The following is a 14,781-nucleotide window of genomic DNA, read 5'->3' as shown; positions in this document are numbered from 1 at the left end:
AGGAACGACCGTGCTGAGCGTCGGCGTCATTGCCTGGACCGGCGCGGTCTTCCTTGCCGCGGGTTTCGTCAAGGGTGTCGTCGGCATGGGGCTGCCGACCGTGGCGATGGGGCTGCTGGCGGTAACGATGCCGCCGGCGCAGGCGGCTGCCCTGCTCTTGATCCCGTCGCTGGTCACCAATCTTTGGCAGTTGTTCACCGGCCCATCCTTCGGCGGACTATGCAAGCGGTTGTGGACGATGATGGCCGGCGTCATGCTTGGCACCGTCGCCGGGGCCGGCCTGCTCACCGGCACACACTCCGGCGTTGCATCGGCCGGGCTCGGTGCGGCGCTGGTGCTTTACGCCATTCTCGGCCTGCTCAAGCTTGGCTTCACCACGCCGGCGCGCCACGAGGCCTTGATGTCACCGCTGGTCGGTGTGGCGACCGGACTGGTCACCGGCGCCACCGGCGTCTTCGTCATCCCGGCCGTGCCGTATCTGCAATCGCTGCGGCTGGGCCGGGAAGACCTCATCCAGGCGCTCGGCCTGTCCTTCACCGTGTCGACGGCGGCACTTGCCCTTGGCTTGTTCAAAGCAGGCGCGCTCGCATCGCCGACAACGCAACTGGCGGGATCGGTCCTGGCGCTTGCGCCGGCGCTCGCTGGCATGTTCGCCGGCCAGGCGCTGCGCCAGGCGATGAGCGTCGAGACGTTTCGTACGGTTTTCTTCGCCGGGCTGCTGGCACTGGGGGTGTATCTCGTCGTGGAGACCGCGCTCTAGAGCAATTCCAGGGAAAGTATGACACGGTTTTCCGTCCGGAATTGCGTAAAAACAAAGAGATAGAGCGGTTCGCCGTTTCCGTGAAACGGTGAAATGCTCTAGCCTGGCCTTCCCAAGACAGGAAGGCCGTCAACCGAGACTCGCGCCGAGGTCGGCGAGCGTGGCCATGAGCGTCAGCGGCTCGACTGGTGAAGGCTCGAATCCGACAGCCATATAGAAGGCTCGGGCATCGTCGGATATCGCATGCACCAGTATACCCCTGATTCCCAGTATTTCAGCGGCCTGAAGTATCCGCAGACCGGCATCCCTTACCAGCGCACGGCCGATGCCACGGCCGTGATGGCTCTGGTCGACCGCCAACCTGCCGAGCACCACAACCGGGATCGGGTCGGGCATGTTGCGCCGGAAGCGGCCGGGAGCTTCGACCATCCGCACTCCTCCGCTGGCAATAGCGTAGTAGCCAACGACACGGTTGCCCATGCAGGTCACATAGGTCCGGGATGCACCGCCTGCCTGGTTGGCGCGCGCCCGTTTTTTCAGCCAGTCGTCGAGTGAGGGTATGCCCGATGAAAAATCATTGAGGTCGTGATGGTCGGCGAGCGGAACCGGGGCCGACAGGCTCACGCAGCGTCCCACGGAGCCTTTGTTGCCATCGTACGCCGCAACCGGTCGTTCGGATGCGGCGACATGTCGAGACGCGCCAGAAACGCAGCGTAGGCATCCGGCTCGGCAGTAAACACGAGACGGTTGAGCAGCGCGTCCTCGGCGGCGCGTTGCGACGCCTCCAGCATGAAGTCCGTGCGGTTCTTGCCAAGCAGTTCCGCTGCCCTGTCGATCAGATTGCGGACCTCTGGCTTGACGCGGATATTGAGCGGAACGCTCTTCGGCAACGGCTGATGTGAGGCTGGCATCGATAGCTCCTTCTTGTTCAGATCTAGCATAGCGTAACGATATTGTCATTACACCATGCTGTGCGGGTGACCGATGGAGCCCGTGATCCGGGGCGGTCCTAGCGCACCACCAGCACCGGGATTGCGGTGTAGGACAGCACTTCCGCCGTCTGGCTGCCGAGAAGCAGCCGGCCCAGTCCGCGGCGGCCATGCGAGGCCATCACGATAAGGTCGCAGCCCAGCGCCTGCGACAGTTCCAGGATCGCCTCGGCGGGCCTTTTGTCCTCGACATGGACGACCTCGGCGGAGACGCCGGCCGCATCGGCCGATGCCTTGCATTTGTCGAGAACCTGCTTGCCATATTTGCGCGCTTCCTCCTGGTAGGCGGCCAATTCATCGCCCGCGGCATAGCCGGCCATGGCGCCGCCCCAGGCCAGCATGGGGAATTGTTCGGAGACTGTGACGAAGGTGACACCGGCGCCGAGATCCTTGGCCAATGTGAGGCCATGGGCGACACCCTTATCGGCCAGTTCCGATCCGTCGGTGGCGATGAGCAGATGTTTGTACATGATGATCTGACCTGTTGTGCGAGAGCTGGCGCCCTTGGGTAGCGGGAGCCTTGGAGGCTCACCTTGATATAGTTGCGTCACCGGGCAACTCACAGGGCCAGTGTCACGTGGATCAAGGACAGCCGAGATTGGACCAATCGTCGATCCCGGCGCCGTCTCCCGTTGCCCTTCCAGGCATTTCCCCGCACCCACGCTTTCGGCGTCCTCCGAATTCCCCTTTGCCACGGCGTCCTCTAAGGTGCCGGCGACATTGAGGGGCATCCCATGAGCAGCGCGTTTCCGCAGATATATCTGGTCCGGCATGGCGAGACGGCATGGAGCCTTTCAGGGCAGCACACCGGCCGCACCGACATGCCGCTGACGCCGGCCGGCGAGGCCGCCGCGCGGGGCGTGACGGAGCGGCTGGAAGGCCTGTCGTTCTCGGCGGTGTGGTCGAGCCCCTCGCAGCGCGCCTACAACACAAGCGTGCTTGCCGGCTTTGGCGCAGAGAGTGTCAGAAACGACGATCTGCAGGAGTGGGATTACGGCGCCTATGAAGGGCGCACCACCAAGGCGATCCTGGCCGAGCGACCGGGCTGGAATGTCTTTCGCGACGGCTGCCCGCAAGGCGAGACGGCGGCCGATGTCGGCGCCCGCGCCGACAGGATCATCAGACAGCTTCGCGAAGCTGGCGGCTCGATCCTGATCTTCTCCAGCGCGCATTTCCTGCGCGTGCTCGCCGCCCGCTGGCTCGGCCTGCCGCCGGAGGGTGGCGCGCTGCTCGTGCTCGACACGGCCAGCATCAGCGTGCTCGGCTACGAGCATGATCTCAGCGAGCCGGTTATTCGGAAGTGGAATCAGAGGTAGAGCGGAGAACGATCCCGGCTCGGCGCGGACGCGCCGTCGCTTCGTCATCCACGGGCGGAGCAGCCGCGAAAGCGGCGTCGCGCAGACCCGAGGATCCATGCCGCGACTTCAAAGCGTTGCTACGATGAAGAACTCTACTCCGTTGCACTCCAAGGCTAAGGTCGCGGCATGGATCCTCGGGTCTGCGCGACGCCGCTTTCGCGGCTGCTCCGCCCGTGGATGACGAACGCGCGGAGGCTTCGGCGATTCCCAAACTCTAGCCTGTCCCTGACGCTTCTACCTGTCGAACTTCCGGATCGCCTCGGCCGTCACCGGCGTGAAGAAATTCACCAGGTTGCCGTCGGGGTCGCGAAACAGCAGCGAGCGGTTGCCCCAGGGCATGGTGGTCGGCTCCTGCACCATTGCGCCCTTGATGGTGTCCGACAGCCTGGCGAATTCGGCATCGACGTCGCTGACGCGGAATTCGATGATGGCGGTGTGGTTGTCGGCGGGACGGGCGATGTCGCCGCCGAACAGCATCAAGGTGCGCGTGCTGCCGATCGCCAGCGTGCAGGCCGGCGTCGCCAGTTCGGCGAAATCTTCCGTGTACACCGTCAACGGCATGCCGGTGATCTCGCCATAGAAGCGTACGAGGCGCTGGACATCGGACGTGATGATGCGGACAGAGACGAAATTCATGGCTTGGCTCCTTGGTCGCCGAAGCCGCGGTCGGGCTTCCCAACCGATCTATAGGCCAGGTCTCCTGCCAGCTTTCTGTCAGGAGAAGTTTGCGGTGGCTATGCTTCCGGTTCAGGCCAGACCGTCGGCAGGCCGAAGGCGGCGAACAGGTCGGGGCCAAGCGGGCCGACATAGACCGTCAGCGATGCGATCCCGCCATCGGCCGGCTCGATGACATGCAGCGATTGCGCGCGCCATTCCGGCTCCTGATGGCGCCGCGCGTAGATCGCAACCGCGGGCTGACCGTTGGCCCTTGTCGCCACCGGGAAGTAGCCGGCGAAATTGCCCCACACACACCTGAAGAAACCGTGGATCGCGGGGCGTCCCTGGTACCAGTCGTGCCATGGCGGCATGTGATAGGTGGCGTCGTCGCGCAGCAGTTCGATGAAGCCGTCGAGATTGGCGGCCCGCCAGGCGCTGATATAACGTTCGAGCAGCAAGCCCTCTTCGGGGTTGGGCTGCGATCGCTGCAAGGGACGCCCGGCGGGATAATGCCGCGCCAGCGTCGCGCGCGCTCGCTGCAGGGCGCTGTTGATCGAGGCGGTCGAGCCGCCCAGCAACTGCGCGGTCTCGGCCGCCGACCAGCCGAGCACGTCGCACAGCAGAAGCGATGCGCGTTGCCTTGGCGGCAGCAGTTGGATGGCGGCGACGAAGGCGAGCCGGATGGCTTCGCTTGTCTCGTAGCGCGCCTCCGGGCCGGGCTCGCCGTCCACAAGGTCGGGCAGCTCGACGTCGGGGTAGGGCTCCAGCCAAGAAAGCTCGGCGGCTGGCCCGGCAGCGGCGCGGCCTTCGGCCGGCGGCCGGTCGGGCTGCTCGAGAATTCGATGCCTCGTGACCCGCGTCTTGATGGCGTTGAGGCAGGCGTTGGTCGCGATCGTATAGAGCCAGCCGCGCGGCGAGCCGCGCCCGTCGAATTGAGCGCGGCCGCGCCATGCGTTGAGGAACGTCTCCTGGACGAGGTCGTCGGCCTCGTGCAGCGAGCCCATCATCCGGTAGCAATGCAGCTTCAGCTCGCGGCGGTGGACCATCGTCAGATGCTCGAAGGCCGGCCGATCGAGGACCGGCCGGGCGGATGGTTCAGAAACGCCGGGAGCGTCTGTCATGTCGAGCCTGCGGTGCGGAATTCGGCCATGCTGATTTCGGTTGGCATCCTGCGCGTCTCATGCCGCGTCAGCAAGGCCGCTGCCGCTCACCGTGAAGGCAGTGCCTTGCCGCTTGCCGCCGGCGAGCGCGACCACGGCGCGTCCGACGTCGGCCGGTGTCTGCATATCGCTCAGGCTGGCCAGGAAATCCGCCGGGCTGATGCCGAGATAGGCCGAGATGCTGGATATTCCGCGCTCGCCGACGCCGGTGCCAGCCATGATGCGCATCGGCGCCAGCGCCATGAAGCGCAGGCCAAGACCGAGCCGATCCGCTTCCTTCTGGCTGTGCGCGGCCAGGAACATCTGCATGCACTTGGCGCCGGAATAGCCGCCCGAGTTCGGCGGGCCGCCGCTGAATGCCGCGCCGCTGGAGATCAGCACGACGCGGCTGCCCGGCTTCAGCCCGCCGCGCAACGCTGCCCTGCAGAACAGGAACGAAGCCTTGACGTCCGTCTCCCAATTCGCTGAGAAGTCACTCCAGCTCTGGTCCTGGATGGGTGCCGACGCAGCGAAGGCACCGGCCGAGATCACCAGCACGTCCGGCTGCATGGCGGCGAACACCGCGTCGGGCGCGGTGTCCTGCGTGGCGTCGGTCGCTAGCGTCTTGACGCCCGACGCTTCCCAGGAGAGTTCCTTCAGGGCCGCTGTCCCGCGGGCGACGGCAAGCACCATCGCTCCCTCGCCGAGAGCAGCTTCCACGATCGAGCGGCCGACACCCCTGCTGCCTCCGACCACGACGACATTTTGACCTTTCAACGATCCCATGGATCACCTCGCTTGTCCGGCCCGGAGAATTCCGGCGCCTATGGGTGAAGACAGCGCAGGAGGGCGGAAATCATCGGTGGGGACGAAATTTTTTCTGAGAATCCGGTACGCGCCGTCGAGTTCTATGGCGCCCCCCTCTGTCCTGCCGGACATCTCCCCCACGAGGGGGGAGATTGATGTCATCGGGGCCTTCGCTGATCTTCGACGTTGCAGGAGGAGAGCCGGCGATCGAGCTGCCGATCTCCCCCCAAAGTTGGGGGAGATGTCCGGCAGGACAGAGGGGGCGCCACAGGACGTTACCTCCGGCCCGTTCGCTCACCCACCCAGCAACGCCAACTCCTCCGCCGTCAAATGCCGCGCGGTGCCCTTGGCGAGGTCGCCTAGGCGCAGGCCGCCGATGGCGATGCGGATGAGGCGCAGAACCTCGATGTCGTGGGCGGCGAGCAGGCGGCGGATGTGGCGGTTGCGGCCTTCGTCGAGCACGATCTCCAGCCAGGCGGTGCGGCCGCCGCTGCGCAGAAGGTCGATCGAATTGGCGGTCAGGATCTCGCCGTCGACGGTGACGCCGGCGCGCAACGTCTCCAGCATCGCCGCGTCGGGCACTGTACCGATCTGGACGTGATAGGTCTTGGGCAGATGCGAGGCCGGGTCCATCAGCCGGTTGGCGAAGCGCGTATCGTTGGTCATCAACAACAGGCCCTCGCTCGCCTTGTCGAGGCGGCCGACCGGCGAGACGAAGGGCAGGTCGAGCCCTTCCAGGCAGGCATAGACCGTGTCGCGCTCTTGCGGGTCGTCACGGGTGGTGATCAAGCCGCGCGGCTTGTTGAGCATGACGTAGACCTTACGCTCGGCGATCACCTTTTCACCGTCCACGACGATGCTATCGCGATTCAGATCAACGCGCAGCGCCGGATCGCGCACCACCTTGCCGCCGACGCGCACGCGGCCCTCCGTGATCAGCAGCTCGGCCTGCGTGCGCGAGCACAGGCCGAGTTTTGACAGCGCGCGGTTGAGGCTGACGCCCAGCGGTTTACCGGTGGGCGGTTTGGGCAGCTTGCCCGGGCTGGCGGGCTGCGGTGGTCGTCGTGAAGCCATGCTGGTGTGGATCGGTCCGTTGTGACGGACAGATGCCACGGGCAGCGGCGGCTTCGCAAGGTGGCGCGGGTCGAACCGCCTCAGGCGGCTGCCTTCTCGCCGGCGATGCCGTTCAGCACCTCGATTGCGTCGGCCGGCAGCTTCAACTCGGCCGCCGCCAGGTTTTCCCTGAGATGGCCGACCGATGAGGTGCCGGGGATGAGCAGGATGTTGGGCGCGCGGCGCAGCAGCCAGGCGAGCGCTACCTGCATGGGCGTCGCGCCAAGTTTCTTGGCGACATTGGCCAGCGTGTCCGACTGCAGCGGGGTGAAGCCGCCGAGCGGGAAGAACGGCACATAGGCGATGCCTGCCACGGCAAGCTCATCGATCAGCGCGTCATCCTCGCGGTGCGCGATGTTGTACTGGTTCTGCACGCAGACGATGTCGACCATGCTGCGTCCCTGCGCGATCTGGGCCGATGTGACGTTGCTCATGCCGATATGGCGTATCAAACCTTGACGCTGCAGTTCGGCGAGTGTGTTCAGCTGTGGCTCGAGCGACCCTTCCGCCGGTCCGTGAATGCCATGCATGGAGCGCAGGTTCACGACATCGAGAATTTCCAGCCCAAGATTGCGCAGATTGTCGTGCACGGCCTGCGTCAGCTCCTGCGGTGACATTGCGGGGATCCACGATGCATCGGCGCCGCGCCGGGCACTGACCTTGGTGACGATGGTGAGGTTGGCCGGGTAGGGGTGCAGCGCCTCGCGGATGATCTGGTTGGTGACGTGCGGGCCATAGAAATCCGATGTGTCGATATGGTCGACGCCGCTGGCGATCGCCTCGCGCAGCACGGCCACTGCCGCGTCGCGGTCCTTCGGTGGGCCGAAGACGCCGGGTCCGGCCAGTTGCATGGCGCCATAGCCGAGGCGCTTCACGGTGCGGTCGCCGAGCTTGAAGGTTCCGGCCTTGCTGATATCGGTCATGGTCTCATCTCCTTTGGATCGGCCCAATGTAGACAGAGCGCACCTGCACGATAATATGGTGCAATCGGCACAGCCTGTACGGAGAAGCGAACAATGGCGGCAGATCTGGGTGATCTCCAGGCGTTCATGGCGGTGGCGCGCGCCGGCGGATTTCGCGAGGCAGCCAGGGTGAGCGGCGTCAGCGCTTCCAGCCTCTCCGAGACGGTGCGGCGGCTGGAGACCGGGCTTGGCGTGCGGCTCCTCAATCGCACCACGCGCAGCGTCGCTCCCACCGAGGCCGGCGCGCGCCTGCTGGAGCGGCTAGGCCCGGCGCTGGGCGAAGTCGAGGCGGCGCTCGACGTCGTCAACGGGTTTCGCGGCCGCCCGACCGGCACGCTGCGGCTCAACGTGCCGGTCGTCGCGGCGAAACTGGTGCTGCCGCGCCTGTTGCCGCCTTTCCTTGCGGCCTATCCCGACATCCGCATGGAAGTGACCGCCGAGGACAGTTTCGTCGACATACTGGCCAGCGGCTGCGATGCCGGCATTCGCTATGACGAGCGGCTGGAGCAGGACATGATCGCCGTGCCGATCGGCCCGCGCCGGCAGCGCTTCGCCACCGGCGCCGCTTCGACCTATCTCGACCGGCGCGGCCGGCCCGGCCATCCGCGCGACCTGCTCGCCCACGCCTGCCTGCGCGGCCGCTTCGCCAGCGGCCTGACGCCGCCCTGGGAGTTCGAACGCGACGGCGAGGTGGTGAGCGTCGAACCGACCGGCCCGCTTTTGGTCAGCACCGGCACGGCAATGGCCCTTGCGCTCGAGGTGGCGGTCGCCGGCGGCGGCATCGTCTCGCTGTTCGAGGACTGGCTGCGCCCCTATTTCGACGATGGCCGGCTGGAGCCTGTGCTGGAGCCCTGGTGGCAGGAATTTTCCGGCCCGTTCCTCTACTATCCCGGCCGCCGCCTGACGCCGGCGCCGCTGCGGGCGTTCATCGATTTTGTCGGAACGATGCGGTGGGGGTGATCTGGGGACGATGTCTTGCTCCCTTCGACCAATGCCCACCGTAACACTTTGTTGTCATTGAGGGCCTATCGAAGAGGCGGTACGGCGAAAGCCTGGTGACAGGAAAGGCGCGCAATGGGTTCGCCCTGGTCCGAATTGCTGGCCAATCTCGCGGTCGTTGCGATGTTCGTTTCGGTCTGGATCCACACGCATGTGTGGCTGGACCGCAGGCCGGCCGCGGCGAAGGCCGCGGCTTTCGGCCTCTTGATGGGCACTGGCGCCATCATCCTGATGCTGACTCCCATGCAGTTGCAGCCGGGTATCCTGGTCGATCTCAGGGCGACGATGATTGCCGTTGCCGGCTTTTTCGGCGGTCCTATAGCCGGCATCGTCGCCGGCGTCATGGCCGGTGCCTTCCGGACCTTCGAGGGTGGCATCGGCGCGTTTGCCGGCGCGGTGGGGATCGCGGCCACCATGCTGATCGGCGTTGCCGGCAACCTTGCCCTGAAGGGGCGTTCGCCCGGCATGGCCGACATCATGATCCTGGGTGCCGCGACCGCGTGCGGATCGCTGCTTGGCCTCAGCATGCTGCCGCAGTCCGTCATACAGGCCGTCCTGCCGAAGGTGGTTTTCCCCTCGACCCTTCTCATCTTCGTCTCGGTGGCGTTGTCGGGGCTTACGCTCTACCAGGAGCGGCGTCGCATCGAAGCGCTGCAATCCCGGCGCATCTTCAAGGCGGTGGTCGAGACACTGCCCGATTGCCTCAATGTGAAGGATCTCGACGGACGGTTCATCGTCGCCAATCCGGCAACGGCCGAACTGATGCATGCGACGGATGCCAAGGCGCTGATCGGCAAGACCGATTTCGATTTCTATCCGCGCGAGACGGCGCAGGGATTCCGCGAGGACGAGCTAGCCGTGCTGGCCACGGGCGTTTCCACCACCATCGAACAGCGCCTTCACCACGAGGACGGCACCGATGGCTGGCTGGCGACCTTGAAAGCGCCGTTTCGCGACAAGGCCGGAGCGATCGTCGGCCTGATCACGCACAACCGCGACATCACCGCGCGCAAGCAGCTCGAAAACGAACTGGCAGCGAGCCAGGCGAGGCTCGGAGACGCCCTGACGCACATGGCCGATGGCCTGGTGATGTTCGATCCGGATGGCAGGCTGCTGCTTTGCAACGCCCGCTACCGCTCCATGTTTCCGAAGACGGCCGACATACGGGTGCCCGGTGCCGACTACCGCGATATCTTGCGCGCCTCGGCGGCGCGCGGCGAGGCGATCACGCCGCCGGACGCGGTCGAGGACTGGGTCGCCGCCATCATGGCCTCGCAGAAGCTCGACAGCCACCGCCAGATCCGGCTCGCCGACGGGCGCTGGCTCGATGTGCGGACCCGGCCGACCGGCGATGGCGGAAGCCTCAGCGTGTTTTCAGACATCACCGAGGCCAAGCAGGTCGAAGCCGCATTGCTGTCGGCCAACGAGAAGCTGAACCTGCTGGCGCATCGCGACGGCCTGACCGAACTCATGACGCGGCGCGCCTTCGACGAGGCGCTGGCGCGCGAGTTTGCGCGCTGCAGGCGCAACGCGACGCCGCTCAGCCTGCTTCTCGTCGACGTCGACTGGTTCAAGCGGTTCAACGACCATTACGGTCATCCGGCTGGTGATGATTGCCTGCGCGCCGTCAGCCGCTGCATCGAGGCGGCGGCGCGGCGGCCGGCCGACGCGGCGGCCCGCTACGGTGGCGAGGAGTTCGCACTCATCCTGCCCGAGACCGACGCGCGGGGCGCCTTCGTCATTGCCGAGAACCTCAGGACCAAGGTGCGCGATCTCGGGCTGGCGCATGCCGGCAGCGAAAAGGGCATCGTTACCGTCAGCATCGGGGTCGGCACCTTCGACGCGGGCAGTGCTTCGATCGAGATCGCCGATCTTGTCAGGCGCGCCGACGAGGCGCTCTATGGCGCCAAGGCCGCGGGACGGGATCGGGTGCATGGCTGGCGCCCGCATCTCAGCCAGCCACGCTCGACCGGTTCCCAGCGCAAAGCGTGAGCCTTCGCCGCGTCATCGCGGTGGGCGATCGCCCGGCTCTTGCCCCGGGAGGCGCCTCGCCAGGTCGCGGATGCGGTCGGCGACCTTGCTGTCGACCGGGTTGTAGACGGTCAGGCTCAGATCCGGCCGGCCGTCGACCGCGAACCCCGAATATTCCAGTTCAATGTCGCCGAGTACCGGGTGCTTCAGGCGCTTTGTCCCGTCGCCATGGCTGAGCACGTCGTTTTCCCGCCATAGGGCGGCAAACTCCGGGCTGGTGCTGCAAAGTTCGTCGACGAGGTCGCGCACCTCGGACACCGCGCCGGCGCGTGCCGCATCGGCTCGGAACGATCCGACCACGAAACGGGCGAGGTTTTCCCAGTCGTGCTGCTTTTCGCGGATGGCGGAGCTGCGGAACATGAAGCGCAGGATGTTGCGCTGGCCGGCGGGCAGGGCGCCGTAATCGGTCAGCACGATTTGCGCGGCGCGGTTCCAGGCAACGACGTCCCAGGTGGCGGTCTTGATCAGGGCCGGGCTTGCCTCGAGCGTGTCGATGAGGCGCTGCAGGCGCGGACTGACGCCCTCGACGCCGATATAGCGGACCTCGGGCGGGCGCCCCAGCCCGAGCATGAAAAGATGTTCGCGCTCGGCTTCGGTCAGCATCAGCCCCTTGGCGATGCGATTCAGCACATCGGCCGAAGGCGCGCCGCCGCGGCCCTGTTCCAGCCACGTGTACCAGGTCGGGCTGATGTTGGCGCGCTGGGCGACTTCTTCGCGGCGCAGCCCGGGCGTGCGCCGGCGCCCGGAAAACCCGAACGAGGCCGGGTCGAGCCGGGTGCGCCGGTCTTTCAGGAAGGCCGCGAGCGTGCCGGCGGAATTGATGGGCATGGCCGATCCTGTTAGCAATTATAATAGGATAAAGTCACTACTTTAATGGAATAATAGACTGGCGATACTGCGCGGGCAACTGTGCAGGAGATTTTGCATGCGTATCTTTTTGACCGGCGCGACCGGCTTCATCGGTTCGGCGCTGGTTCCCGAACTCATCGGCGCGGGCCATCAGGTGGTCGGCGTCACCCGCTCCGACGCCGGTGCCGAGGCGCTGGCCGCCGCTGGCGCCGAAGTGCATCGCGGAACCCTTGAGGAGCCCGAGGGGCTGCGCAACGGCGCGGCGAAGGCGGACGCCGTGATCCACACCGCGTTCGATCATGATTTCTCGCGGTTTGTCGAGAATTGCGAAAAGGACAGGCGCGTCATCGCAGCCCTCGGCGCCGCCCTTGCCGGATCCGACCGGCCGCTGGTGATCACCTCAGGTGTCGGCGCGGGCAGCCCAGGACATGGCCAACTGGCGGTCGAGGACGTCTTCAACCCGAGCCATCCCAATCCCCGCATCGCCTCCGAACTCGCCAGCAATGCCTTGCTGGAGGCCGGGATCAACGTGTCGGTGGTGCGCCTGCCGCAGGTCCACAACCCGGTCAAGCAGGGGCTGATCTCGCCGCTCATCGAGATGGCGCGTCAGAAGGGCGTCTCGGCCTATGTCGGCGAGGGTCGCAATCGCTTCTCCGCCGGCCATCTGCTCGACGCCGCGCGCCTTTACCGGCTCGCCGTCGAAAAGCGCCAGCCCGGCGCACGCTATCACGCGGTCGGCGAGGAAGGTGTCGAGGTGCGTTCGATCGCCGAGGCGCTTGGCCGGGGCCTCAACCTGCCTGTCGTTTCGATCGCGCCGGAAGAGGCGGCGGAGCATTTCGGCTGGATGGCGATGTTCGCCCCCATGGACCTGCCGGCCTCCAGCGCGCTCACCCAGGCACGGCTCGGCTGGCACCCGACCGGCCCGACGCTGATCGCCGATCTCGACGCGATGCAATACTGAGGAAGCGGCTTCAGCCAGGCCTGACGGTGTAGCGCAGGTGGACGAGCCCGTGCACCAGCGCTTCGCAGCTTGTGAGCGACAATTGCATCCTGCCCGCCAAGCCGCTTTCGCCAAACTCGACAAACCCCTGGTTTGCCGCCCGCCCGTCGATGGCAGGAGCAACGAGCAGGCTGAGCTCATCGACAAGCCCGGCCGCGAAGAAGGAACCGTTGATGCCGGCGCCGCCTTCCAGCAATAGCCGGCGGATGCCGAGTTCGCGGCCGAGAACCTCGAGCATGGCGGCAAGATCGATGTCGGGCGTTTCCGACACGATGTAGGACACGCCATCGGCGGCGAGTTCGGCGAGATGGCTGTCGGCGACGTCGCGCCCGAGCAGCACCACGACATGGTCGCCGCCGATGTCGGGTTTGGCAAAGTGCAGCTTGCCGGAAGCATCGAGCGCCACGGCATAGGTAGCCGCGTGGCCTTGCGCGAAATGATAGGGCCGGTGGACCTGGCCGGCATTAGCCGGCGGGTGCGCGGCGGCCTTGCTCATCTCGGCCATCGTGATGCGGCCGACGATCCAGGCGTCGCCCGCCATGTCGTTGTGGATGTGCTCGTAGAGGCTCGACCACTCGGCCCGGGTGCCATCGGGGCTGCTGGTGTAGCGGCTCGGATGGAGGCTGCCGTCGAGCGACGCGAGCATATGGCAGATGATTTGCGGCTTCATGATTTCTCCGGTTGTGGCCTTGAGAAGTGCCCAAAATAGTGTCGCGCCCGGAGAATGGAAGCCGTCGCCCCCTTCGTCGCGCGACTCTGGACTCGTGTTCTTACGTTCCTGGAGTAGACAAAGCTGCTTGTCCGGGAATCCAAAATTCCGACAATTCCGATAATAGCTCAGCCAACTCTGTTATATCGATGTTGCACAAATGGTTGACCCTGGGTTAGCATCCCGATGCTGATGCCGATGGGAGGCAGTTTTTGCAACGGTGATCAGCTGGAGCGGCATGCGTTCTCGGGCGCAAGGAGGATGCTCCAACACTTTGAACCGACGCATGATCCTTCCTGAAACCGGCCCGGTTTCCGGGGCCGTGCGTTCTTGTGGAGGAGGATCAACCATGAACAGACGTGAATTCCTGCTGTCGTCCGCGGCTTTCAGCGCCATGATGGTGGCGGCGCCCTCGGTATTCGCCGAGGACAAGCTGACCATTCTCGGCTCGGTGCCCAGTCTCGGCTTTCCGTTCTTCGTGCACATGCTGAACGAGATCAAGGCGGAGGCCGCCACGCAAGGCGTCAACCTGACCGAGAGCGACGGCCAGAACTCGGCCACCAAGCAGACCGCCGACATCGAGGCGGCACTGGTGCAGAAGGTCAACGCCATCGTCATCTCGCCGCTTGACGTCAACGCGCTGGCGCCGGCCATCGAGGAAGCCGTCAAGGCCGGCGTTCCCGTGGTGACGATCGACCGCCGCGTCGACGGCGTCGAGGGCATCCTCGCCCATGTCGGGGCCGACAACGTCAAGGGTGGCGAGGCGGAAGCCAGCGCCATGGTGGCGGCGTTCCCGAATGGCGCCAAGCTGTTCCATCTGCAGGGCCAGCCCGGTGCCGGCCCGGCGATCGACCGCAACAAGGGCGTGCACAACATTCTCGATCCGCTGAAGGACAAGTACCAGATCGTCTTCGAGCAGACCGCCAACTTCGCCCGCGCCGAAGCGCTGTCGGTGACGGAAGCCGGGCTCGCCGCCAACGGCAAGCCCGACGCCATCATCTGCGCCAATGACGACATGGCGCTCGGCGCGCTCGAGGCGTGCGCGGCGCGCAACTTCACCGACGTCAAGATCTACGGCTTCGACGCGCTTCCGGAAGCGCTGGTCGCGGTGCGCGACGGCAAGCTCGCCGGCACGGTCGAACAGTTCCCGGGCAAGCAATCGCGCACCGCCGTACAGATCGCGGTCGCCTACGCCAAGGACAAGACCGAGCCGAAGGAGAAGCTGGTGCTCTTGACGCCGATCGTCATCGGCAAGGACAATCTTGATAAGGCCGAGAGGCTGAACGAGACGAAGTAGGCTCTCAGGCTAGGGTAAGCCGGCGGGACAGCACCCCCTCTGTCCTGCCGGACATCTCCCCCGCAAGGGGGGAGATCGGCAGTATCGATGTCCGCTTTCTCCTTGCGGCGT

16 protein-coding genes are annotated in these 14,781 nt (G+C 65.8%); 6 read left to right on the top strand and 10 right to left on the bottom strand.

Going from position 1 to position 14,781, the window contains the following annotated elements; all coding sequences use genetic code 11:
* Window positions 1-10 precede the first annotated feature (10 nt).
* Complete coding sequence (locus tag FJ978_RS25755) at window positions 11-760, top strand: sulfite exporter TauE/SafE family protein (protein ID WP_140574947.1); 750 nt, start codon at window positions 11-13, stop codon at window positions 758-760.
* A gap of 129 nt (window positions 761-889) precedes the next feature.
* Here FJ978_RS25755 and FJ978_RS25750 read toward each other — a convergent pair whose 3' ends face one another.
* The 3 genes from FJ978_RS25750 to FJ978_RS25740 form a co-directional block, all read right to left on the bottom strand.
* Window positions 890-1,384 (bottom strand): GNAT family N-acetyltransferase, encoded by a 495-nt coding sequence (locus tag FJ978_RS25750; RefSeq protein ID WP_140574944.1) that lies wholly within the window; start codon window positions 1,382-1,384, stop codon window positions 890-892.
* A complete protein-coding gene (locus tag FJ978_RS25745; protein ID WP_013894268.1) occupies window positions 1,381-1,671 on the bottom strand; it encodes a DUF1778 domain-containing protein in 291 nt (96 codons plus the stop codon). The genes FJ978_RS25750 and FJ978_RS25745 overlap by 4 nt, the downstream gene beginning before the upstream one ends.
* 98 nt (window positions 1,672-1,769) lie before the next feature.
* Window positions 1,770-2,219 (bottom strand): universal stress protein, encoded by a 450-nt coding sequence (locus FJ978_RS25740; protein ID WP_140574942.1) that lies wholly within the window; start codon window positions 2,217-2,219, stop codon window positions 1,770-1,772.
* A gap of 264 nt (window positions 2,220-2,483) precedes the next feature.
* Between FJ978_RS25740 and FJ978_RS25735 the strand changes: the two genes are divergently transcribed.
* Complete coding sequence (locus FJ978_RS25735) at window positions 2,484-3,065, top strand: histidine phosphatase family protein (protein ID WP_140574939.1); 582 nt, start codon at window positions 2,484-2,486, stop codon at window positions 3,063-3,065.
* A 276-nt stretch (window positions 3,066-3,341) separates the two neighbouring features.
* On the opposite strand, the gene FJ978_RS25730 is transcribed toward FJ978_RS25735, so the two are convergent.
* From FJ978_RS25730 to FJ978_RS25710, 5 genes are all read right to left on the bottom strand, one after another.
* The gene (locus tag FJ978_RS25730; protein ID WP_140574936.1) at window positions 3,342-3,743 is read right to left on the bottom strand and encodes a VOC family protein; all 402 of its coding nucleotides are present in this window, start codon (window positions 3,741-3,743) and stop codon (window positions 3,342-3,344) included.
* Between the two features lie 98 nt (window positions 3,744-3,841).
* Window positions 3,842-4,885: a sigma-70 family RNA polymerase sigma factor gene (locus FJ978_RS25725; protein ID WP_140574934.1), complete on the bottom strand. Its 1,044-nt coding sequence runs from the start codon at window positions 4,883-4,885 to the stop codon at window positions 3,842-3,844.
* 57 nt (window positions 4,886-4,942) lie between these two features.
* Window positions 4,943-5,689 carry an SDR family NAD(P)-dependent oxidoreductase gene (locus FJ978_RS25720; protein ID WP_140574931.1) on the bottom strand — a complete coding sequence of 249 codons (747 nt, stop codon included), beginning with the start codon at window positions 5,687-5,689 and terminating at the stop codon, window positions 4,943-4,945.
* Window positions 5,690-6,004: 315 nt separating this feature from the next.
* Window positions 6,005-6,784, bottom strand: coding sequence for a pseudouridine synthase (locus FJ978_RS25715; RefSeq protein ID WP_181176836.1), 780 nt, complete (start codon window positions 6,782-6,784; stop codon window positions 6,005-6,007).
* An 80-nt stretch (window positions 6,785-6,864) separates the two neighbouring features.
* Window positions 6,865-7,746, bottom strand: a complete 882-nt coding sequence (locus FJ978_RS25710; RefSeq protein WP_140574929.1) for an aldo/keto reductase family oxidoreductase — start codon at window positions 7,744-7,746, stop codon at window positions 6,865-6,867.
* A 93-nt stretch (window positions 7,747-7,839) separates the two neighbouring features.
* On the opposite strand from FJ978_RS25710, the gene FJ978_RS25705 reads away from it, so the two are divergent.
* Together FJ978_RS25705 and FJ978_RS25700 are read left to right on the top strand one after the other, a co-directional pair.
* Window positions 7,840-8,745, top strand: coding sequence for a LysR family transcriptional regulator (locus FJ978_RS25705; protein WP_140574926.1), 906 nt, complete (start codon window positions 7,840-7,842; stop codon window positions 8,743-8,745).
* Window positions 8,746-8,859: 114 nt separating this feature from the next.
* Entirely contained in the window at window positions 8,860-10,776 is a 1,917-nt protein-coding gene (locus FJ978_RS25700; RefSeq protein WP_013894277.1) for a diguanylate cyclase, read from the top strand.
* Window positions 10,777-10,788: 12 nt separating this feature from the next.
* Here FJ978_RS25700 and FJ978_RS25695 read toward each other — a convergent pair whose 3' ends face one another.
* Window positions 10,789-11,643 (bottom strand): helix-turn-helix transcriptional regulator, encoded by an 855-nt coding sequence (locus FJ978_RS25695; RefSeq protein WP_140574923.1) that lies wholly within the window; start codon window positions 11,641-11,643, stop codon window positions 10,789-10,791.
* Window positions 11,644-11,740: 97 nt separating this feature from the next.
* On the opposite strand from FJ978_RS25695, the gene FJ978_RS25690 reads away from it, so the two are divergent.
* Window positions 11,741-12,625 carry an SDR family oxidoreductase gene (locus FJ978_RS25690; protein WP_140574920.1) on the top strand — a complete coding sequence of 295 codons (885 nt, stop codon included), beginning with the start codon at window positions 11,741-11,743 and terminating at the stop codon, window positions 12,623-12,625.
* Window positions 12,626-12,635: 10 nt separating this feature from the next.
* Here the strand turns inward: FJ978_RS25690 and FJ978_RS25685 are convergent, their stop codons facing one another.
* A complete protein-coding gene (locus FJ978_RS25685) occupies window positions 12,636-13,334 on the bottom strand; it encodes a RibD family protein (RefSeq protein ID WP_140574918.1) in 699 nt (232 codons plus the stop codon).
* 388 nt (window positions 13,335-13,722) lie between these two features.
* Here FJ978_RS25685 and FJ978_RS25680 point away from each other — a divergent pair, with 388 nt between their 5' ends.
* The gene (locus tag FJ978_RS25680) at window positions 13,723-14,670 is read left to right on the top strand and encodes a substrate-binding domain-containing protein (RefSeq protein ID WP_140574915.1); all 948 of its coding nucleotides are present in this window, start codon (window positions 13,723-13,725) and stop codon (window positions 14,668-14,670) included.
* Window positions 14,671-14,781 lie beyond the last annotated feature (111 nt).

It is taken from the genome of Mesorhizobium sp. B1-1-7, assembly GCF_006442705.1.
In the GTDB taxonomy this organism is placed as follows: Bacteria; Pseudomonadota; Alphaproteobacteria; order Rhizobiales; family Rhizobiaceae; genus Mesorhizobium; species Mesorhizobium opportunistum.
Note: the sequence above shows the minus strand (reverse complement) of the source record. Positions and strands in the feature narration are given on the sequence as shown.